The sequence below is a fragment of the Mesorhizobium sp. ESP6-5 genome (genome assembly GCF_020164695.1).
GTDB classification, from domain to species: Bacteria; Pseudomonadota; Alphaproteobacteria; order Rhizobiales; family Rhizobiaceae; genus Mesorhizobium; species Mesorhizobium australicum.
The window spans coordinates 1-21,050 of the sequence record NZ_JAIUGR010000026.1; the positions used below are offsets into that span (position 1 = coordinate 1).

The 21,050-nt window shown below is 62.1% G+C and carries 16 protein-coding genes, 1 tRNA gene and 2 pseudogenes; 17 read left to right on the forward strand and 2 right to left on the reverse strand.

The window, feature by feature from the left end:
- The 13 genes and pseudogenes from LB524_RS28545 to LB524_RS28605 form a co-directional block, all read left to right on the forward strand.
- A pseudogene (locus LB524_RS28545) lies at positions 1–76 on the forward strand (elongation factor Tu); the annotation flags it as partial.
- A 291-nt stretch (positions 77–367) separates the two neighbouring features.
- Positions 368–1,888, forward strand: a complete 1,521-nt coding sequence (locus LB524_RS28550; RefSeq protein ID WP_263486855.1) for a hypothetical protein — start codon at positions 368–370, stop codon at positions 1,886–1,888.
- A 96-nt stretch (positions 1,889–1,984) separates the two neighbouring features.
- On the forward strand, positions 1,985–2,467 hold the full coding sequence (locus LB524_RS28555) for a group II truncated hemoglobin (protein ID WP_224531695.1): 483 nt from the start codon (positions 1,985–1,987) through the stop codon (positions 2,465–2,467).
- Between the two features lie 191 nt (positions 2,468–2,658).
- Positions 2,659–2,734 (forward strand) — tRNA-Trp (locus tag LB524_RS28560).
- Between the two features lie 359 nt (positions 2,735–3,093).
- Positions 3,094–3,297: a preprotein translocase subunit SecE gene (gene secE, locus LB524_RS28565; protein WP_013531408.1), complete on the forward strand. Its 204-nt coding sequence runs from the start codon at positions 3,094–3,096 to the stop codon at positions 3,295–3,297.
- Positions 3,298–3,324: 27 nt separating this feature from the next.
- Positions 3,325–3,852, forward strand: coding sequence for a transcription termination/antitermination protein NusG (nusG, locus tag LB524_RS28570; RefSeq protein WP_015317996.1), 528 nt, complete (start codon positions 3,325–3,327; stop codon positions 3,850–3,852).
- A gap of 174 nt (positions 3,853–4,026) precedes the next feature.
- Positions 4,027–4,455 carry a 50S ribosomal protein L11 gene (gene rplK, locus LB524_RS28575; RefSeq protein ID WP_010909262.1) on the forward strand — a complete coding sequence of 143 codons (429 nt, stop codon included), beginning with the start codon at positions 4,027–4,029 and terminating at the stop codon, positions 4,453–4,455.
- A gap of 4 nt (positions 4,456–4,459) precedes the next feature.
- The gene (rplA, locus tag LB524_RS28580) at positions 4,460–5,158 is read left to right on the forward strand and encodes a 50S ribosomal protein L1 (RefSeq protein ID WP_140620687.1); all 699 of its coding nucleotides are present in this window, start codon (positions 4,460–4,462) and stop codon (positions 5,156–5,158) included.
- A 407-nt stretch (positions 5,159–5,565) separates the two neighbouring features.
- Positions 5,566–6,084, forward strand: coding sequence for a 50S ribosomal protein L10 (rplJ, locus tag LB524_RS28585; protein ID WP_015317994.1), 519 nt, complete (start codon positions 5,566–5,568; stop codon positions 6,082–6,084).
- 54 nt (positions 6,085–6,138) lie between these two features.
- Positions 6,139–6,516, forward strand: a complete 378-nt coding sequence (gene rplL / locus LB524_RS28590) for a 50S ribosomal protein L7/L12 (RefSeq protein ID WP_015317993.1) — start codon at positions 6,139–6,141, stop codon at positions 6,514–6,516.
- Positions 6,517–6,782: 266 nt separating this feature from the next.
- On the forward strand, positions 6,783–10,919 hold the full coding sequence (gene rpoB / locus LB524_RS28595; protein WP_015317992.1) for a DNA-directed RNA polymerase subunit beta: 4,137 nt from the start codon (positions 6,783–6,785) through the stop codon (positions 10,917–10,919).
- A gap of 152 nt (positions 10,920–11,071) precedes the next feature.
- Positions 11,072–15,268, forward strand: coding sequence for a DNA-directed RNA polymerase subunit beta' (gene rpoC / locus LB524_RS28600; protein ID WP_015317991.1), 4,197 nt, complete (start codon positions 11,072–11,074; stop codon positions 15,266–15,268).
- Between the two features lie 82 nt (positions 15,269–15,350).
- Positions 15,351–16,016 (forward strand): O-methyltransferase, encoded by a 666-nt coding sequence (locus LB524_RS28605; RefSeq protein WP_224531698.1) that lies wholly within the window; start codon positions 15,351–15,353, stop codon positions 16,014–16,016.
- A gap of 21 nt (positions 16,017–16,037) precedes the next feature.
- On the opposite strand, the gene LB524_RS28610 is transcribed toward LB524_RS28605, so the two are convergent.
- Both LB524_RS28610 and LB524_RS28615 read right to left on the reverse strand, forming a co-directional pair.
- Positions 16,038–16,961, reverse strand: coding sequence for a Gfo/Idh/MocA family protein (locus tag LB524_RS28610; RefSeq protein WP_224531703.1), 924 nt, complete (start codon positions 16,959–16,961; stop codon positions 16,038–16,040).
- Positions 16,962–17,115: 154 nt separating this feature from the next.
- Positions 17,116–17,397, reverse strand: coding sequence for a hypothetical protein (locus LB524_RS28615; protein WP_015317988.1), 282 nt, complete (start codon positions 17,395–17,397; stop codon positions 17,116–17,118).
- A gap of 473 nt (positions 17,398–17,870) precedes the next feature.
- Here LB524_RS28615 and rpsL point away from each other — a divergent pair, with 473 nt between their 5' ends.
- The 4 genes and pseudogenes from rpsL to LB524_RS28635 all read left to right on the forward strand — a co-directional run.
- Positions 17,871–18,242: a 30S ribosomal protein S12 gene (gene rpsL / locus LB524_RS28620; RefSeq protein ID WP_006333356.1), complete on the forward strand. Its 372-nt coding sequence runs from the start codon at positions 17,871–17,873 to the stop codon at positions 18,240–18,242.
- Between the two features lie 74 nt (positions 18,243–18,316).
- Positions 18,317–18,787 carry a 30S ribosomal protein S7 gene (rpsG, locus tag LB524_RS28625; RefSeq protein WP_008875664.1) on the forward strand — a complete coding sequence of 157 codons (471 nt, stop codon included), beginning with the start codon at positions 18,317–18,319 and terminating at the stop codon, positions 18,785–18,787.
- 29 nt (positions 18,788–18,816) lie between these two features.
- The gene (gene fusA, locus LB524_RS28630; RefSeq protein WP_015317987.1) at positions 18,817–20,907 is read left to right on the forward strand and encodes an elongation factor G; all 2,091 of its coding nucleotides are present in this window, start codon (positions 18,817–18,819) and stop codon (positions 20,905–20,907) included.
- A gap of 66 nt (positions 20,908–20,973) precedes the next feature.
- A pseudogene (locus LB524_RS28635) lies at positions 20,974–21,050 on the forward strand (elongation factor Tu); the annotation flags it as partial.

Sequence of the window (21,050 nt, forward strand, 5' to 3'; positions counted from 1 at the left end):
AGAGAAGCTGCGCTTCGCCATCCGTGAAGGCGGCCGCACCGTCGGTGCCGGCATCGTCGTCACCATCAAAGAGTAATCGATCCGGCTGCTGCCAGTCTCGAAAACGAAAGGGCGGTCTTCGGGCCGCCTTTTTTCGTTTCAGACCGCCTCGAAACGCATGCATTGCGCGTTCGTTTCAAAGCTGTTGCAAGCGCCATGGCTGCAACTAGTATAGGTTGCGCTGAGGGGAGCTTTGCCGACCGTGGTTCCAAGGCACCGTTTCGATGGGAAGGCATGGCGGTTATGGGCACTGGTTTGCCTCGCCGTCGCCATGGCTCTGCCCGTTTTGACAGCGCGAGCGGAGGATGGGCCTCTCGACATCCCGCCCATGCGCTTCGTCGTCGTGCGCAGCAACGCTCCGGGATGCGAACCCAATTGTCCTGAATGGATATCGGCGGACGGCACCATCGACGCGGGCACGCCGTCGCTCCTCAAGCGCACGCTCAAGGCGCTCAAGGGAAGGCAATTGCCAGTCGTCGTCAATTCGCCCGGCGGCAACGTCGACGCCGCGCTGGCACTCGGCCGTATGATCCGCAAGAACAAGCTCGATATCGCCGTCGGCGTGACGGTTTTTTCCGATTGCCAACCGCAAACAAAAAACTGCGGGGACAACAAGGGCAAGAGTGCCGATTATTTCGGTACGGTCTATGACGACGGAGCCATGTGCAATTCGGCCTGTCCGCTAATGTTTTCCGGCGGTGTCCGCCGCTTCGTTGGAGATTTCGGCTATCTCGGCGTCCACCAGATCACCACCACATACCAGCGGGAGAAGCTGCTCTACCGGACCACGTACCGGATCGTGAACGGCAGGAAGAAGATCATCAGCACCAAGGTGGTCAGCCGCAAAAACGCTGGCAGCTACAAAACCTACGAGATGAGCAGGACCGTCGAGAAGACGCTTTCGGCCTACCTTGAGGAAATGGGGATAGCAGACGGCGTACTGGAAGTCATGAAGGCCACGCCGGCCAGTGAGATTCGTCAGATTCCCCTCGACGACATGGTGAGGATGAAGCTGGTCACCAGCCGGGACGCAGTGGATCTGTTGACCGCCGCCAGCCTCTGCGGCCTGGCCCAGCCGGCCACGAACTGCCGGCAAATAGCTGGACCCGCAAGCAAGACGACGCCATCGGCCGCAGCCAGGCCCATGGCTGCCGTTCAACCGGATACCGCGAGGGCCGGCGGGGACATGCGGTTTGTCGTCGTTCGCGGCAGCAATCCGCTGTGCGATCCCGATTGTCCGGAATGGATATCGGCCGAAGGCGCGATCACGAACCAGGCGCCGCGGAAGCTGCGGCAGTTGCTGGCCACGCTTGGCGATCGGCGGCTGCCTGTCGTCATCAGCTCACGCGGAGGCGACCTGCCCAGCGCTCTCGCAATGGGGCGGCTTATCCATGAAAGAAAGCTCGACATCGCCGTTGCCCGCACCGATTTCGTCGACTGTGACCCCGACGCGTGGAACTGCCTGGCTACGGAAGGAGCCTATGCCGGATTGAGCATCGATGCGGGGGTGGAGTGTGATTCCGCCTGTGCGTTAGTGGTCGCCGGCGGTGCCAGACGGCTTGTCGGTCCCCGGGCGCGGCTCAGCCTGTATCCGATGGGACAGAAGCTGGTGGTCAAGGCCTACCTCGACGAGATGGCGATCAGTCCCGCTCTGTTCGCAACAATCGAACGACGCTCGACCGAGGGGCAACTTGACCCAGACACCATGCTCAAGCTTGGACTGACAACGGGACCGCAATCGGTCGACGCGCTGACCGGCTCCACGATTTGCAAGGCTGTTGCCAAGCCCGACAATTGCCTGGGCCTGCCAGCCGCCAATGCACAGGCCGACGCGCCCGCCAGGCTGTAGAGCACGGTGATGTCAGGGGAACTGCCCATCGAGGCAGGTTGAGCCATATCCGATTTCCGCTATCGTCGCGGCGGCGGGGCCGGCGAAGGATCGAGAATGAGCCAGGACGTTCCGACACTCTACGAATGGGCCGGAGGCAGCGAGGCGCTGAACCGGCTGACGCAAACCTTCTACGACAAGGTGGCACGAGATCCGGTCGTTGGCCCGGTGTTCAAGCACATGTCGCCGGACCACCCCGCCCATGTCGCGGCCTTCATCGGCGAGGTCTTCGGCGGACCGAAAACCTACAGCGAAACCTTTGGCGGCCACCGCGAAATGGTCATGCATCATCTGGGCAAGCATTTGAGCGAGGAGCAGCGCCGCCGCTGGATCAATCTTCTCGCCGACGCGGCGGATGAGGTCGGTCTGCCGGACGATCCGGAATTCCGTTCAGCCTTCATGGGCTACGTCGAATGGGGATCGCGGCTGGCCAAGATGAATTCCAATCTCGGCGAGACCTGCAATCCCGAGACCGAACCGATGCCGGCCTGGGGCTGGGGCGTGCCTGGCGGTCCGTATCGGGTGCCGGACGCAAAATAGCTTCGGCTGCCGGCGATACCTCTATGAATCGCGCGCCAGCCACTTCAGGCGGGAGCTGGAGATCGATGCCGAGGGGCTGGTCGCCGACCATCTCGATTTCTGGCGCAGGGGTTAAGCACGTTTGCCTGCAAACCGCTCTTTACAGAGCGCGCGGAAGCTTTTAGGAAGCGCCTGCGCCGAAGCGCGCGTGTACGGGCATAGCTCAGTTGGTAGAGCGGCGGTCTCCAAAACCGCAGGTCGTAGGTTCGAGCCCTGCTGCCCGTGCCATTTCCTAAGATGGCATCAAAACGATATTTCGCGGGCTGCCTTTGAAAATCGGCGAGCCGCTTGCCATATTAGCCCGATTGGGGCATAAGGGCGCCATAGCCGGGACGGAACGACTGGATGGTTCCGAGGCGGCGTTTGGTCATAAAGCGGGCACTTGCCACTTGCGTGGATCAAGAATCGGTTTTATGTAGACGAAACAGACACGCGACGCGTGGAGCTGGGAAGCCGGCTTTACGCGTCTGATTTGCATGGGCGAAATGATTGCGCTGATTCGGCGCGAGATTGGGCTCAGGCGGCACGTCCCGGCCAGCGGGATCATCCAGGGGACCCGGCCAACGGGTCTTGAAGACAGGCGGCATATGGCTTCGAAAACCACAAATCCTTTCGTCTTTCTCCAGCAGGTGCGCGCGGAGACAGCCAAGGTGACTTGGCCGTCGCGCCGCGAGACGATGATCTCGACGGTCATGGTCCTGGCCTTTGCTGTGATTGCGATGATCTTCTTCTTCACCGCCGATCAGCTCATGGGCCTCGCGGTCGAGCAGATTCTGGGCATTGGACGCTAAGTCCGGCGATTAGGAGAAGTCGAAAAAATGGCTACGCGCTGGTACATCGTCCACGCCTATTCGAACTTCGAGAAGAAGGTCGCCGAGGACATCGAGAACAAGGCCAAGCAGAAGGGCCTGTCCGCCGATATCGAGCAGATCGTGGTGCCGACCGAGAAGGTCGTCGAGGTTCGTCGCGGCCGCAAGGTCGACGCCGAGCGCAAGTTCTTCCCGGGCTATGTGCTCTTGAAGGCCAACTTGACCGACGCCGTGTTCTCGCTGGTCAAGAACACGCCGAAAGTCACAGGTTTTCTCGGCGACTCCAAGCCGGTGCCGATCACCGAGGCCGAAGCCCAGCGCATCCTGAACCAGGTACAGGAAGGCGTCGAGCGGCCGAAGCCCTCGGTCACCTTCGAGATCGGCGAGGCGATCCGCGTTTCGGATGGTCCCTTCGCGTCGTTCAACGGTTTCGTCCAGGAAGTGGACGAGGAGCGGGCGCGGCTCAAGGTGGAAGTTTCGATCTTCGGGCGCGCCGTGCCCGTCGATCTGGAATTCGGACAGGTCGAAAAGGGCTGATCCGAAATCCCTGATGCCGGTCCGGCGATCAGGGGAGGCGGCGCGGCAACGCGCGGCTTGAGAACGGTGGGAGGCGAAGGCGGCTTTAGCCGGCCGCAAGAACCGCACCACCAGACTGCAACCGCCGGTGTTTCCCAGATCGTGGGGCCGGCATAGACAAAGGCAGGAAAAGAGATGGCTAAGAAAATTGCAGGCCAGCTCAAGCTCCAGGTCTCCGCGGGATCGGCCACGCCGTCTCCCCCGATCGGCCCGGCACTTGGTCAGCGTGGCATCAACATCATGGAGTTCTGCAAGGCGTTCAACGCGCAGACCCAGGAAATGGAAAAGGGATCGCCGGTTCCGGTCGTCATCACCTATTACCAGGACAAGTCGTTCACCTTCGTCATGAAGACGCCCCCAGTGAGCTACTTCCTGAAGAAGGCCGCGAACCTGAAGTCGGGCTCGAAGGAGCCGGGCAAGGTCAAGGCTGGCACGGTTTCGCGCGACAAGGTTCGCGAAATCGCGACCGCCAAGATGAAGGATCTGAACGCGAACGACGTCGAAGCGGCCATGCGCATGGTCGAGGGCTCCGCCCGCTCGATGGGTCTGGAAGTGGTGGGCTAAGATCATGGCAAAGATTGCAAAGCGTGTATCGAAGACCCGTGAAGGCATCGATCCCAACAAGGCTTACGCGCTCGGTGATGCGCTGAAGCTGCTCAAGGATCGTTCCTCGGTCAAGTTCGACGAGACCATCGAAGTGGCCATGAACCTCGGCGTAGACCCGCGTCATGCCGACCAGATGGTTCGCGGCGTGGTCAACCTGCCGAACGGCACCGGCCGCTCGGTCCGTGTCGCCGTGTTCGCCCGTGGCGACAAGGCCGAAGAGGCCAAGGCCGCCGGTGCCGACATCGTCGGTGCCGAGGATCTGGTCGACATCGTCCAGAAGGGCACGATCGATTTCGATCGCTGCATCGCCACGCCGGACATGATGCCGCTCGTCGGCCGTCTCGGTAAGGTGCTCGGCCCGCGCGGCATGATGCCGAACCCGAAGGTCGGCACCGTCACCACCGATGTCGCCGCGGCCGTCAAGGCTTCGAAGGGCGGCGCGGTCGAGTTCCGTGTCGAGAAGGCCGGCATCGTTCATGCCGGTGTCGGCAAGGTCTCTTTCGACGTCAAGGCGCTGGAAGAGAACGTCCGTGCCTTCGCCGATGCGGTGACCAAGGCAAAGCCGGCTGGCGCCAAGGGCAACTACGTCAAGAAGGTGTCTGTCACCTCGACGATGGGCCCGGGCCTCAAGCTCGACGTCGCGACGCTCGCCGCGTCCTGATTGGATTTGGATTGGCCTTTCGAAGGCTGATCCGTGACTGAATTCCGGGCCTTGGATTTATCCTGGGCCCGGTACCGGAAGCCGGAAGGCTTCCGGACATCCTGTCCGAGATTGCGGGCGGCCCGAACCTTGATTCAAGAGGAGGGCCTTAATTCATGTGGGCCTGCATGAGACGGGTGAAAACCGGACAACGGAGCAACAAGCTCCAATGAAAGGTTCGAACCGTGTTTGCCTTTTGTCTGCGCATCGCCGGCTTTGCCGTCGATGTGGCGAAAGGGGGCAGGATCCTCGAGCGTCGTTCGGGAGATCCGTTACTGGATGGCCCGGCCGGCAAAAGGCAACCCGACGCCTGTCCTCGAAATGGGAATGTTCCCATTGGCAGGACTGGGGTCAACTGGAGATAGGCAGTGGACAGAGCGGAAAAACGCGAACTCGTCACGGGCCTGAATGATGCGTTTTCGGGCGCGGGTTCAGTCGTCGTGGCCCACTATGCCGGTATCACCGTCGCGCAAATGAACGACCTTCGGTCGAAGATGCGCGCTGCCGGTGGCACCGTTAAAGTCGCGAAGAACCGTCTCGCCAAAATCGCTCTTCAGGGCACGGACTCCGCATCGATCATCGAGCTGTTCAAGGGACAGACGCTGATCGCCTATTCGGAGGATCCGATTGCGGCGCCGAAGGTCGCGTCCGATTTCGCCAAGGGGAATGACAAGCTCGTCATTCTCGGCGGCGCAATGGGCACCACCTCGCTCAACGCCGACGGAGTGAAGGCACTCGCCACACTTCCGTCGCTCGATGAGCTGCGCGCCAGGCTGGTTGGCATGATCGCCACGCCGGCAACCCGGATCGCCCAGATCGTCAATGCGCCAGCGGCCTCGGTCGCGCGCGTCATCGGCGCTTACGCCCGGAAGGACGAGGCGGCATGAGGCCGTTCCTCGCTATCAAAAACACACGTTCGAACCTAACGAAGGAACACAACAATGGCTGATCTGGCAAAGATCGTAGACGACCTTTCGAAGCTGACCGTCCTCGAGGCGGCTGAGCTGTCGAAGCTTCTGGAAGAAAAGTGGGGCGTTTCGGCTGCTGCTCCGGTGGCGGTTGCCGCTGCTGGCGGTGCTGCCGCTGCTGCTGCCCCGGTCGAGGAAAAGACGGAATTCGACGTCGTTCTCACCGAGGCCGGCGCTCAGAAGATCAACGTCATCAAGGAAGTCCGCGCCATCACCGGTCTTGGCCTCAAGGAAGCCAAGGACCTGGTCGAAGCGGCTCCGAAGCCGGTCAAGGAAGGCGTTTCCAAGGCCGATGCTGACAAGTTCAAGGCGCAGCTGGAAGCAGCCGGCGCCAAGGTCGACCTGAAGTAAGCGTAAAAAGCGGCGGGCGGCCTCGCGCCGTCCGCCACTCCCTTGGGTGACCAGGGGAGGCTGCGTGACGCGAGATGTACGAAAACCTCTTTCCTGAGGGCCGTAAACCGGCCTTCAGGAAACGGGTTTTCTCCCGTTTTAGCCGGTAACCGCCAAGCAATTGGAGAGGCGGCCGGAGAACAGACAGAGAGCCGCCGCCCAGGTGGCTCAGTATGCAAGACGAACCGCGGCGAGGTTCGTCCCAAGTTTAGAGCTAAGGAGCGACGATGGCCCAGACCCAGACTTTCAATGGCCGCAGACGCGTACGCAAGTTCTTCGGGAAGATCCCGGAAGTTGCGGAGATGCCGAACCTTATCGAGGTTCAGAAGGCATCCTATGACCAGTTCCTGATGGTGGACGAGCCCAAGGGCGGGCGTCCCGACGAAGGACTGCAGGCTGTTTTCAAGTCGGTCTTCCCGATCTCCGATTTTTCCGGCTCCTCCATGCTGGAGTTCGTGAAGTACGAGTTCGAAGGACCGAAATTCGACGTTGACGAATGCCGTCAGCGCGACCTGACCTATGCCGCGCCGCTGAAGGTGACGCTGCGCCTCATCGTGTTCGATATCGACGAGGATACCGGTGCCAAGTCGATCAAGGACATCAAGGAGCAGGACGTCTACATGGGCGACATGCCGCTCATGACCTTGAACGGCACCTTTATCGTCAACGGCACCGAGCGCGTCATCGTCTCGCAGATGCACCGCTCGCCGGGCGTCTTCTTCGACCACGACAAGGGCAAGTCGCACTCGTCGGGCAAGCTTCTGTTTGCCGCCCGTGTAATTCCCTACCGTGGCTCGTGGCTCGACATCGAGTTCGATTCCAAGGACGTCGTGCACGCCCGCATCGACCGTCGCCGCAAGATTCCGGTGACGTCGCTGCTGATGGCGCTCGGCATGGACGGCGAGGAGATCCTGTCGACCTTCTACAACAAGATCACCTACAAGCGCGCCGGCGACCATTGGCGCATTCCCTTCAACGTCGAGCGTTTCCGCGGCCTCAAGGCCGTCGGCGACCTGGTCGATGCCGACACCGGCGAGATCGTCGTCGAGGCGGGCAAGAAGATCACCGCTCGCCAGGCACGCCAGCTCGGCGAAAAGGGTCTCAAGGCGATCAAGGCGACCGACGAGGATCTGCTCGGCAACTACCTGGCCGAGGACATCGTCAACTACGCCACCGGCGAGATTTTCCTCGAGGCCGGCGACGAGATCGACGACAAGACGCTCAAGGTGCTGCTCGGCACCGGCGAGCAGGAGATCCAGGTCCTCGACATCGACCATGTCAATGTCGGCGCCTATATCCGCAACACGCTCGCCGTCGACAAGAACGAGAGCCGCCAGGACGCGCTGTTCGACATCTACCGTGTCATGCGCCCGGGCGAGCCGCCGACGCTCGAGACCGCCGAAGCCATGTTCAACTCGCTGTTCTTCGACAGCGAGCGCTACGACCTATCCGCCGTCGGCCGCGTCAAGATGAACATGCGCCTCGAGCTCAAGGCCGAGGACACCGTGCGCGTGCTGCGCAAGGACGACATCCTGGCCGTGGTCAGGACGCTGGTCGAACTGCGTGATGGCAAGGGCGAGATCGACGACATCGACAATCTCGGCAACCGCCGCGTGCGTTCGGTCGGCGAGCTGATGGAGAACCAGTACCGCGTCGGCCTGCTGCGCATGGAGCGCGCGATCAAGGAACGCATGTCCTCGATCGAGATCGACACGGTCATGCCGCAGGACCTGATCAACGCCAAGCCGGCGGCCGCCGCCGTGCGCGAGTTCTTCGGTTCCTCGCAGCTGTCGCAGTTCATGGACCAGACCAACCCGCTGTCGGAGATCACCCACAAGCGTCGTCTCTCGGCGCTTGGACCGGGCGGTCTGACCCGCGAGCGCGCCGGCTTCGAAGTGCGCGACGTGCACCCGACGCATTACGGCCGTATCTGCCCGATCGAGACGCCGGAAGGCCCGAATATCGGTCTGATCAACTCGCTGGCGACCTTCGCGCGCGTCAACAAGTACGGCTTCATCGAAAGCCCGTACCGCAAGATCGTCGACGGCAAGCTGACCAATGACGTCGTCTATCTTTCGGCGATGGAAGAGGCCAAGCACCATGTCGCGCAGGCCAACGCCGAGCTCGACAAGAATGGCGGCTTCGTCGACGAATTCGTCATTTGCCGCAGCGCCGGCGAAGTGATGATGGCGCCGCGCGAAAACGTCGACCTGATGGACGTGTCGCCCAAGCAGATGGTGTCTGTTGCCGCGGCGCTCATCCCGTTCCTCGAGAACGACGACGCCAACCGCGCTCTGATGGGCTCGAACATGCAGCGCCAGGCCGTGCCGCTGGTGCGCGCCGAGGCGCCGTTCGTCGGTACCGGCATGGAGCCGATCGTCGCCCGTGACTCGGGCGCCGCCATCGGCGCGCGTCGTGGCGGCATCGTCGACCAGGTGGACGCCACGCGTATCGTTATCCGCGCCACCGAGGATCTCGATCCGGGCAAGTCCGGCGTCGACATCTACCGGCTGATGAAGTTCCAGCGCTCGAACCAGAACACCTGCATCAACCAGCGTCCGCTGGTGCGCATGGGTGACCGGGTCAACAAGGGCGACATCATCGCCGACGGTCCGTCGACCGAGCTTGGTGATCTGGCGCTCGGCCGCAACGTGCTGGTCGCGTTCATGCCGTGGAACGGCTACAACTACGAGGACTCGATCCTGCTCTCCGAGCGTATCGTGGCCGACGACGTCTTCACCTCGATCCACATCGAGGAGTTCGAGGTCATGGCGCGCGATACCAAGCTCGGTCCGGAGGAAATCACGCGCGATATTCCAAACGTCTCGGAAGAAGCGCTGAAGAACCTCGACGAAGCCGGCATCGTCTATATCGGTGCGGAAGTGCAGCCGGGCGACATCCTGGTCGGCAAGATCACGCCGAAGGGCGAGAGCCCGATGACGCCGGAAGAGAAGCTTCTGCGCGCCATCTTCGGCGAAAAGGCTTCCGACGTGCGCGACACTTCGATGCGCATGCCTCCGGGCACTTTCGGCACCGTCGTCGAGGTGCGCGTGTTCAATCGCCACGGTGTGGAGAAGGACGAGCGCGCCATGGCGATCGAGCGCGAGGAGATCGAACGCCTCGCCAAGGATCGCGACGACGAGCAGGCCATTCTGGACCGTAACGTCTATGCGCGTCTTTCCGACGTTCTCGTCGGCAAGGAAGCGATCGCTGGACCGAAGGGCTTCAAGAAGGGCTCGACGCTGTCCAAGGACACGCTTGACGAGTATCCGCGTTCGCAGTGGTGGCAGTTTGCGGTGGAGAACGAAAAGCTCCAGAGCGAGCTGGAAGCCCTGCGTGGCCAGTACGACGATTCCAAGAAGGCGCTCGAACAGCGCTTCATGGACAAGGTCGAGAAGGTGCAGCGCGGCGACGAAATGCCTCCGGGCGTCATGAAGATGGTCAAGGTCTTCGTGGCGGTGAAGCGCAAGATGCAGCCCGGCGACAAGATGGCCGGCCGTCACGGCAACAAGGGTGTCGTGTCGCGTATCGTTCCGGTCGAGGACATGCCTTTCCTCGAGGACGGCACGCATGCCGATATCGTGCTCAACCCGCTGGGTGTGCCGAGCCGCATGAATGTCGGCCAGATCCTGGAAACGCATCTGGGCTGGGCCTGCGCTGGCATGGGCAGGAAGATCGGCGAGCTTATCGATGCGTACAAGACAGCCGGCGACATCAAGCCGCTGCGCAAGACGCTCGAGAGCTTCATGCCGGCCAACGACCGCAACGAGCCGGTTCGCGAATATGACGACGAGAGCATCGTTCGCCTGAGCGAGCAGATGCGCCGCGGCGTCTCCATCGCGACCCCGGTGTTCGACGGCGCGCATGAGGCTGACATCAACATCATGCTGGAGCAGGCGGGCCTGCACACCAGCGGTCAGTCGCAGCTCTATGACGGACGCACCGGCGAGCCGTTCGATCGCAAGGTGACGATGGGCTATATCTACATGCTCAAGCTTCACCACCTCGTGGACGACAAGATCCACGCGCGTTCGATCGGTCCGTACTCGCTCGTCACCCAGCAGCCGCTGGGCGGCAAGGCGCAGTTCGGCGGCCAGCGCTTCGGCGAGATGGAGGTCTGGGCACTGGAAGCCTACGGCGCCGCTTACACGCTGCAGGAAATGCTGACGGTGAAGTCGGACGACGTCGCCGGCCGCACCAAGGTCTACGAGGCGATCGTGCGTGGCGACGACACGTTCGAGGCAGGCATTCCCGAGAGCTTCAACGTCCTCGTCAAGGAAATGCGGTCTCTCGGCCTCAATGTCGAGCTCGAGAACACCAAGCTCGACGACAACCCGATCCGGCTGCCCGATGCTGCCGAATAGGGGCGCGGCCGAGTAAACAAGACATCCGGGCGCGGGAGAGGGCTCTCGCGACCGGATGCACCAATTCTTCGGCCGGTGGGCCGACCATTCAGCGGGCATTCGGTCCGCGTTAGATGCAAGGGGTTTTCGAGGACCCCGAAAAGGAGAACGGCATGAACCAAGAGGTCATGAATCTCTTCAATCCGCAGGCGCCTGCGCAGGTGTTCGATTCCATCCGGATTTCGCTTGCCAGCCCTGAGAAGATTCTGTCCTGGTCGTTCGGCGAGATCAAGAAGCCGGAGACCATCAACTACCGCACCTTCAAGCCGGAGCGTGACGGTCTGTTCTGCGCGCGCATTTTTGGCCCGATCAAGGACTATGAATGCCTGTGCGGCAAGTACAAGCGCATGAAGTACAAGGGCGTCATCTGCGAGAAGTGCGGCGTCGAAGTCACGCTGTCGCGCGTCCGCCGCGAGCGCATGGGCCATATCGAGCTGGCGGCTCCCGTCGCTCACATCTGGTTCCTGAAGTCGCTGCCCTCGCGCATCGGCACCCTGCTCGACATGACGCTGAAGGATATCGAGCGCGTCCTCTACTTCGAGAACTACATCGTCACCGAGCCTGGCCTCACCGCGCTGAAGGAGCACCAGCTGCTCAGCGAGGAAGAGTACATGATCGCCGTCGACGAATATGGCGAGGACAGTTTCACCGCCATGATCGGCGCCGAGGCCATTCATGACCTTCTGGCCGGCATGGACCTGGAGAAGATCGCCGGCGACCTGCGTTCGGAACTGGCGTCGACCACGTCCGAGCTGAAGCAGAAAAAGTATCTGAAGCGGCTCAAGGTCGTCGAGAACTTCATGGAATCCGGCAACCGTCCGGAATGGATGATCATGAAGGTGGTTCCGGTGATCCCGCCGGACCTGCGCCCGCTCGTCCCGCTGGACGGCGGGCGTTTCGCGACGTCCGATCTGAACGATCTCTACCGCCGCGTCATCAACCGCAACAACCGCCTGAAGCGGCTGATCGAGCTGCGGGCGCCGGGCATCATCGTGCGCAATGAAAAGCGCATGCTGCAGGAAGCCGTCGATGCGCTGTTCGACAACGGCCGTCGCGGCCGCGTCATCACCGGCGCCAACAAGCGTCCGCTGAAGTCGCTGTCCGACATGCTCAAGGGCAAGCAGGGCCGGTTCCGTCAGAACCTGCTCGGCAAGCGCGTCGACTATTCCGGACGCTCGGTTATCGTCACCGGTCCGGAGCTCAAGCTGCACCAGTGCGGCCTGCCGAAGAAGATGGCGCTCGAACTGTTCAAGCCCTTCATCTACGCCCGTCTCGACGCCAAGGGTTACTCCTCGACCGTCAAGCAGGCCAAGAAGCTGGTCGAGAAGGAGCGTCCGGAAGTCTGGGATATCCTCGATGAGGTCATCCGCGAGCATCCGGTGCTGCTCAACCGCGCGCCGACGCTGCACCGCCTGGGCATCCAGGCGTTCGAGCCGATCCTGATCGAAGGCAAGGCGATCCAGCTTCACCCGCTGGTCTGCACGGCCTTCAACGCCGACTTCGACGGCGACCAGATGGCCGTTCACGTGCCGCTGTCGCTGGAAGCGCAGTTGGAAGCCCGCGTGCTGATGATGTCGACCAACAACATCCTGCACCCGGCTTCCGGCGCGCCGATCATCGTGCCGTCGCAGGACATGGTCCTGGGTCTCTACTACCTCTCGATCGTCAACCAGAACGAGCCGGGCGAAGGCATGGTGTTTGCCGACATGGGCGAACTCCAGCACGCGCTCGAGACCAAGGCGGTGACCCTGCACGCCAAGATCAAGGGCCGCTTCCGCACGGTCGACGCCGAAGGCAAGGTCGTGTCGAAGATCCATGACACCACGCCTGGCCGCATGATCATTGGCGAGCTTCTGCCGAAGAACGTCAACGTGCCCTATGAGACCGCCAACCAGGAGATGACCAAGAAGAACATCTCCAAGATGATCGACACCGTCTACCGCCATTGCGGTCAGAAGGAGACGGTCATTTTCTGCGACCGCATCATGGCGCTCGGCTTTGCCCATGCCTGCCGTGCCGGCATTTCGTTCGGCAAGGACGACATGCTGATCCCGGACACCAAGATCAAGCTGGTGTCGGACACCGAGGCTTTGGCCAAGGAGTACGAGCAGCAGTACAATGACGGCCTGATCACGCAGGGCGAGAAGTACAACAAGGTCGTCGACGCCTGGGCCAAGTGCTCGGAAAAGGTCGCCGACGAAATGATGGCCCGCATCAAGGCGGTCGAGTTCGAGGACAATGGCCGTCAGAAGCCGATGAACTCGATCTACATGATGTCGCACTCCGGTGCGCGCGGCTCGCCCACCCAGATGCGCCAGCTCGCTGGCATGCGCGGCCTGATGGCCAAGCCGTCGGGTGAAATCATCGAGACGCCGATCATCTCGAACTTCAAGGAAGGCCTGACCGTGCTCGAGTACTTCAACTCGACCCACGGCGCCCGCAAGGGTCTGGCCGATACCGCCTTGAAGACGGCGAACTCGGGTTACCTCACCCGTCGTCTGGTCGACGTGGCGCAGGACTGCATCGTCAACTCCGTGGATTGCGGCACCGACAAGGGCCTCACCATGCAGCCGATCGTCGATGCCGGTCAGGTCGTTGCTTCGGTCGGCCAGCGCGTGCTGGGCCGTACATCGCTCGACGACATCACCCATCCGGTGTCGGGCGAGGTCCTGGTCAAGGCCGGAACGCTGATGGACGAGCGTGACGTCGAGCAGATCGAAAAGGCCGGCGTGCAGTCGGTCCGCATCCGCTCGGCCCTGACCTGCGAAGTCAGGATCGGCGTCTGCGCGGTCTGCTACGGACGCGATCTGGCCCGCGGCACCCCGGTCAACCAGGGCGAAGCCGTCGGCGTCATCGCGGCGCAGTCGATCGGCGAGCCGGGCACGCAGCTCACCATGCGTACCTTCCACATGGGCGGTACGGCGCAGGTGGTGGACAGCTCGTTCCTTGAAGCCTCCTATGAGGGCAAGGTCGAGATCCGCAACCGCAACGTGGTGCGCAACTCGGACGGCCAGCAGATGGTCATGGGCCGCAACATGGCGGTGCTGATCCTCGACGAAGCCGGCAAGGAGCGCGCCACGCACCGTGTCACCTATGGTTCGCGCATCTTCGTGGACGATGGCGACAAGGTGAAGCGCGGTCAGCGTATCGCCGAGTGGGATCCCTATACCCGTCCTGTCCTCACTGAAATCGAGGGCAAGGTGTCGTATGAGGATCTGGTCGACGGCATTTCCGTTCAGGAAACGGCCGACGAGTCGACCGGCATCACCAAGCGTGAGGTCATCGACTGGCGTTCGACGCCGCGTGGCAACGACCTCAAGCCCGCGATTGCCATCCTGGACACCAAGGGCAAGGTCGGCAAGCTGTCGAAGGGTGGCGACGCCCGCTTCCTGCTCTCGGTCGAGGCCATTCTCTCGGTCGAGCCGGGTGCTCAGGTTCGCCCCGGCGACGTGCTGGCGCGTATCCCGATGGAAAGCGCCAAGACCAAGGACATCACCGGCGGTCTGCCGCGTGTTGCCGAACTGTTCGAGGCACGTCGTCCGAAGGATCACGCCATCATCGCCGAGATCGATGGCACGATCCGCTTCGGCCGCGACTACAAGAACAAGCGCCGCATCATCATCGAGCCGCACGACTCGACGCTCGAGCCGGTCGAGTACCTGATCCCGAAGGGCAAGCCGTTCCATCTCCAGGACGGCGACGTCATCGAGAAGGGCGACTACATCCTCGACGGCAATCCGGCGCCGCACGACATCCTGGCAATCAAGGGCGTGGAGGCACTTGCTTCCTACCTAGTCAACGAGATCCAGGAAGTCTACCGCCTGCAGGGCGTCTCGATCAACGACAAGCACATCGAGGTGATCGTTCGCCAGATGCTGCAGAAGGTCGAGATCACGGTGCAGGGCGACTCGACCTATATCCCGGGCGACCACGTCGACGTGATCGAACTGGAAGAGGTCAACGAGCGCCTGGTCGAGGACGGCAAGAAGCCGGCCGAAGGCCAGCCGGTGCTCTTGGGCATCACCAAGGCGTCGCTGCAGACGCCGTCCTTCATCTCGGCCGCCTCCTTCCAGGAGACGACCAGGGTGCTGACGGAAGCCGCGGTTGCCGGCAAGACCGACATGCTGCAGGGCTTGAAGGAAAACGTCATCGTCGGCCGGCTGATCCCCGCCGGCACCGGCGGCACGATGAGCCAGATCCGGCGCATCGCCACCTCGCGCGACGAACTGATCATCGACGAGCGCCGCAAGGCCTCCGGTGTGGAAGTCGCCGAGCCGATGCTGGCGGACATGACAACCGCCGCGCAGTAGGCGCGGCGGCAAAAATCTCAGGCAACAGAAGCCGTCGGGGCAACCCGGCGGCTTTTTCATTTTTGCGATCGGAGGAAAGCGGATGAACACGAAGACCTGGACGGCTGTCGATGACTACATCGTTTCTTCTCTCTTCGAGGCGGATCCCGTTCTCGACGCGGTTCTGGCGGCCAACCGCCGCCAGGGCCTGCCGGCGATCGACGTCTCGGCGGCGCAAGGAAAGCTGCTCTCGCTGCTGGTGCGCATCAGCGGCGCGAAGAAGGTGCTCGAGATCGGCACGCTGGGTGGCTATTCGACCATCTGGATGGCGCGGGGATTGCCTGCTGACGGCAAGGTCGTGACACTCGAACTCGATCCGCACCATGCCAAGGTCGCGCGTTCGAATTTCGAGCGGGCAGGGGTTGCGGACCGTGTGGAACTGCGTGTCGGTTCGGCGCTCCAGTCGCTCACAGAACTGGGCGGCGAGAATGCCGGCCCGTTCGATCTCATCTTCATCGACGCCGACAAGCCGAACAACCCGAACTATCTGGCCTGCGCCTTGCGGCTGTCGCGGTCAGGAACGGTCATCGTCTGCGACAACGTCATCCGCGATGGTGCCGTTCTGGATGAAGATGGACGCGATGCCAATGTTGAGGGCGCCCGCGCGGCATTTTCATTCATCGGTGGCGACAAACGGCTGGACGGCACCGCCATCCAGACGGTGGGCGCCAAGGGCTATGACGGGTTTGCGATTGCGATTGTCGATTGATGCCGAGGCGGTCCGGCGACCTCAGTCGAAAAACGCCTCGACCACGTTGCGCTTGCCGAGCATGAAGGCGTCGGCAACGTGCTGGAGCGGCGCAAGGTCCACATCCGACGTCCCGGCGTGCACGATTTCGGCGAAGCGCCGGTAGAGCATCGGATATTCCGCTTCCGGCTCCTCGTGTACGGTATTGCCATCGACGGCAAGCTTCGAGCCGCCACCCGAGAGCACCATCTGTCCGGCATCCGTATCGGCCAGGATGTCCCAGCTCTGCGGTCCGGTCTGCAACCAGTCGAGATACATCGTCACATCCGATCCGTTCGCGGCCCGGAACGCGACCTGGGCCGCGATCGGCGCGTCACGGTTCGCCGGAAGGTCGAGCACGGCCGAAGTGATGTACATGGCCGGCAGGATGTAGGTTGCGATCGACAGCGCGTTGATGCCGGGATCGAAGACGCCGAAGCCGCCAGGCTGCCAGATCCAGTCCTGGTTTGGGTGCCAGCGGCGCACATCTTCCTTCCAGACGATCGCCGCCGATTTGATTTTGGTCGAAGCGAGGAATGTCCGCGCCGCTTCGACCGCCGGCGCGTAGCGCGAATGCCAGCTTGCGAACAGTGAGACGCCTTGTTTTGCCGCGAGCGCCTTCAGGTCCTCGACCTCGCTGACCGTGGCACCGGGCGGCTTTTCCAGGAAAACGTGCTTTCCAGCCTCGAGCGCCTTGCGCGCGGCGTCATAGCGGAACTGCGGCGGCATGCACAGCGACACTGCATCGAGTTCGGGGACCACGGCAAGCATCGTCTCGATGTCGGGGAAATTCACAATGCCATCGACCTTGCCGTGCCGGCTGGCCGCCGCGATCAGCTGGTAATCCCGATCCTTGGCCAGGGCGGGAAGGTGTTGGTCGCGGACGATCTTACCGACGCCGACAATGCCGATTCTTATGGGCGAGATGGATGAGGACATGAGGCTCCGCCGGGTTTGGACGACTGCGCGTCTCTTAGCAGATCGGCCATGACGGGCAAGCGTCGGCCGTGCCGGCTATCCGAACGAATCGCGTCACGGCAAGGAGGGCAAGGAAGGACAGCACGCCCATGACACGCCATGATCAGATCGGCGCGTCGAAGGTGACGATCGACACTTCGCCTTCGAGAGCGCCCTGGTAGGCCGACAGATGCGGCTCGTCGTCGGGCACCCCGTCCATATCGCCGATCTGGTCGAGCTCGGCTTCGGCATAGCCTTCCGCCGCCAGCGATTCGAGCGCGCGTCGCACAGCCGAATCGTCGTCAGGAGCGACCAGCATGACATGCACGCCTTCCACCTTGCCGCCTTTGCGCTTCCACACCCGGCCGGTGATGATGGTGACCGGGCGTTCTTCATTGTCGTTCACGGCTGATTCCTCCTGGCAAGCGCGGGCGAGGGGATGTTGAGTGCTCAGGCCGCCTTTTCGCATAGAGAAAGGGCGCGCAAAAGCCAAAAGCCGGTCACTTTCTTCCTCGGTATTGCAAAATCGCGAAAGAAAATTACATGCGGTTTTCGCATGGCTGCCAAGTCCCGGCTTCGATGCAATATTTGCCACTGCGGGCTTGACGGTTCGCGGGCTTACGAGTAGAAGCCGCCCAGTCAGAACCGATGTGAGGCTCTCCCTTCCGAAGCGACACGCTTTGGAGTTTGCCTCAAACAGGGTTCGTTTTACGAGCGAAAAGACATTTCCGGCGTGCACGAAGCGGTTTCCGCTTCCTCTGCGATTTGTTCGGGCAAGACCGCGAGGCGCGGTTTGTGGCCCGAATTTGCGTATGGAAATGACGCTTTGAGCGAGCCTTGACCGGCACGAGACACGGAATTGAGAGACAAGAGGGTTTAATGCCTACCGTCAACCAGCTGATCCGCAAGCCGCGCATTGCGCCGGTGAAGCGCAACAAGGTCCCGGCCATGCAGCAGAACCCGCAGAAGCGGGGCGTCTGCACGCGCGTCTATACAACGACGCCGAAGAAGCCGAACTCGGCGCTGCGCAAGGTGGCCAAGATCCGCCTGACCAATGGTTTTGAAGTGATCGGTTACATCCCCGGCGAAGGTCACAACCTTCAGGAGCACTCCGTGGTCATGATCCGCGGCGGCCGCGTCAAGGATCTTCCGGGCGTGCGCTACCACATCATCCGCGGCGTGCTCGACACGCAGGGTGTGAAGAACCGCAAGCAGCGCCGTTCGAAGTACGGCGCCAAGCGTCCGAAGTAAGGCGTCCGAAGTAAGATTTTTCGGCCTTGGTGCTGCTTGAATGCGCCGGGCTACGAGATTGAGAGACAAAAGCCATGTCGCGTCGTCACAGTGCAGAAAAGCGTGAGATCAACCCGGATCCCAAGTTCGGCGATCTGATCGTCACCAAGTTCATGAATGCCGTCATGTATGACGGCAAGAAGTCGGTTGCCGAGACCATCGTCTACGGCGCGCTGGACCAGGTCCAGTCGAAGACCAAGCAGGAGCCGGTCACCGTCTTCCATCAGGCGCTCGACAATGTCGCGCCGCATGTGGAAGTGCGTTCGCGTCGCGTCGGCGGCGCCACCTACCAGGTTCCGGTCGACGTGCGCCCCGAGCGCCGCCAGGCGCTGGCGATCCGTTGGCTGATCGCCGCGGCCCGCAACCGCAACGAGACCACCATGGTCGACCGCCTCTCCGGCGAGCTGATGGACGCGGCCAACAACCGCGGCACCGCCGTGAAGAAGCGTGAAGACACCCACAAGATGGCAGAAGCCAACCGCGCTTTCGCGCACTACCGCTGGTAAAGCGCGAACGAGACTGAGAGGCAGCTACGATGGCCCGCGAATACAAAATCGAAGACTACCGCAATTTCGGTATCATGGCGCATATTGACGCCGGCAAGACGACGACCACCGAGCGCGTCCTCTATTACACGGGCAAATCGCACAAGATCGGCGAAGTGCACGACGGCGCTGCCACCATGGATTGGATGGAGCAGGAGCAGGAGCGCGGCATCACCATCACGTCCGCCGCGACCACGACCTTCTGGAAGGCTCGTGACGGCAAGATGCACCGCTTCAACATCATCGACACCCCCGGACACGTCGACTTCACCATCGAAGTCGAGCGTTCGCTGCGCGTGCTTGACGGCGCCATTGCGCTGCTCGATGCCAATGCCGGTGTCGAGCCGCAGACGGAAACCGTCTGGCGCCAGGCGGACAAGTACCGCGTTCCGCGCATGATCTTCTGCAACAAGATGGACAAGATCGGCGCCGACTTCTACCGCTCGGTCGAAATGATCGGTTCGCGCCTCGGTGCGCATGCCGTCGTCATGCAGCTGCCGATCGGCGCCGAGACCGAATTCAAGGGCGTCGTCGACCTGGTCGAGATGAATGCACTGGTCTGGCGCGACGAGACGCTGGGCGCTGCCTGGGACGTCGTCGAGATCCCGGCCGACCTTCAGGCTCGTGCGGAAGAATATCGCGAGAAGATGATCGAAGCCGCCGTCGAAATGGACGAGACGGCGCTTGAGAATTACCTCGAAGGCAAGATGCCGTCGAATGACGAGATCCGCGCGCTGATCCGCAAGGGCACCATCGCGGTGAAGTTCTATCCGATGTTCTGCGGCTCGGCCTTCAAGAACAAGGGCGTGCAGCCGCTGCTCGACGCCGTCGTCGAATACCTGCCGTCGCCGGCCGATGTTCCGGCCATCAAGGGCGTCGATGCCAAGACCGATGCCGAGATCGAACGTCACGCCGACGACAACGAGCCGCTTTCGATGCTCGCCTTCAAGATCATGAACGACCCGTTCGTCGGTTCGTTGACCTTTGCCCGCATCTACTCGGGCAAGCTCACCAAGGGCATCTCGGTTGACAACACCGTGAAGGGCAAGAAGGAGCGCATTGGCCGCATGCTTCAGATGCATGCGAACTCGCGCGCCGACGTCGAAGAGGCTTTTGCCGGCGACATCGTCGCCCTGGCCGGCCTCAAGGACACCACCACCGGCGATACGCTGAGCGATCCGCTGCACCCGGTCATCCTCGAGCGCATGGAATTCCCCGATCCGGTCATCCAGATCGCCATCGAGCCGAAGACCAAGAACGACCAGGAAAAGATGGGCCTCGCCCTTCATCGCCTGGCCGCCGAGGATCCCTCCTTCCGCGTCAAGACCGACGAAGAATCCGGCCAGACCATCATTTCCGGCATGGGCGAGCTGCATCTCGACATCATCGTCGACCGCATGCGCCGCGAGTTCAAGGTGGAAGCCAACGTCGGTGCGCCGCAGGTGGCTTACCGCGAAACGATCACCCGCAAGCACGAGCAGGACTACACGCACAAGAAGCAGACCGGCGGTACCGGTCAGTTCGCCCGCGTCAAGATCCTGTTCGAGCCGAACCCGGAAAGCCCCGAGTTCGAGTTCGATACCAAGATCGTCGGCGGTGCGGTTCCGAAGGAATACATCCCGGGTGTCGAAAAGGGCATCAACAGCGTCATGTCGTCGGGTCCGTTCGCGGGCTTCCCGATGATCGGCGTCAAGGCGACGCTCATCGACGGCGCATACCACGACGTCGACTCCTCGGTGCTCGCCTTCGAAATCGCCGGCCGTGCCTGCTTCCGTGAAGCCGCGCCCAAGCTCGGCGTACAGCTGCTCGAGCCGATCATGAAGGTCGAGGTCGTCACGCCGGAAGATTACGTCGGCAGCGTCATCGGTGACCTGAATGGCCGTCGCGGCCAGATCCAGGGCCAGGAAGCACGTGGCGTCGCGGTGGTTATAAACGCGATGGTGCCGCTCGCCAACATGTTCAAGTATGTCGACAACCTGCGCTCGATGAGCCAGGGCCGCGCGGCCTACACGATGCAGTTCGATCACTACGAGCCTGTGCCGACTGCGGTCGCCCAGGAAGTCCAGAAGAAATACGCGTAACCCCGACGGGTTGCAGCAGTAACTTAAATCAAGGCCCGCACGGGCGAGCAGGATTGGAGACATCACATGGCAAAAGGTAAATTCGAGCGCACCAAGCCTCATGTGAACATCGGCACGATTGGTCACGTCGACCATGGCAAGAC

Bases quoted from the DNA above. Each gene is read 5' to 3' on its own strand.
- LB524_RS28550 (WP_263486855.1), top strand. From the start codon at position 368: ATGCGCTTCGTCGTCGTGCGCAGCAACGCTCCGGGATGCGAACCCAAT.
- LB524_RS28555 (WP_224531695.1), top strand. From the start codon at position 1,985: ATGAGCCAGGACGTTCCGACACTCTACGAATGGGCCGGAGGCAGCGAG.
- secE (WP_013531408.1), top strand. From the start codon at position 3,094: ATGGCTTCGAAAACCACAAATCCTTTCGTCTTTCTCCAGCAGGTGCGC.
- nusG (WP_015317996.1), top strand. From the start codon at position 3,325: ATGGCTACGCGCTGGTACATCGTCCACGCCTATTCGAACTTCGAGAAG.
- rplK (WP_010909262.1), top strand. From the start codon at position 4,027: ATGGCTAAGAAAATTGCAGGCCAGCTCAAGCTCCAGGTCTCCGCGGGA.
- rplA (WP_140620687.1), top strand. From the start codon at position 4,460: ATGGCAAAGATTGCAAAGCGTGTATCGAAGACCCGTGAAGGCATCGAT.
- rplL (WP_015317993.1), top strand. From the start codon at position 6,139: ATGGCTGATCTGGCAAAGATCGTAGACGACCTTTCGAAGCTGACCGTC.
- rpoB (WP_015317992.1), top strand. From the start codon at position 6,783: ATGGCCCAGACCCAGACTTTCAATGGCCGCAGACGCGTACGCAAGTTC.
- rpoC (WP_015317991.1), top strand. From the start codon at position 11,072: ATGAACCAAGAGGTCATGAATCTCTTCAATCCGCAGGCGCCTGCGCAG.
- LB524_RS28605 (WP_224531698.1), top strand. From the start codon at position 15,351: ATGAACACGAAGACCTGGACGGCTGTCGATGACTACATCGTTTCTTCT.
- rpsL (WP_006333356.1), top strand. From the start codon at position 17,871: ATGCCTACCGTCAACCAGCTGATCCGCAAGCCGCGCATTGCGCCGGTG.
- rpsG (WP_008875664.1), top strand. From the start codon at position 18,317: ATGTCGCGTCGTCACAGTGCAGAAAAGCGTGAGATCAACCCGGATCCC.
- fusA (WP_015317987.1), top strand. From the start codon at position 18,817: ATGGCCCGCGAATACAAAATCGAAGACTACCGCAATTTCGGTATCATG.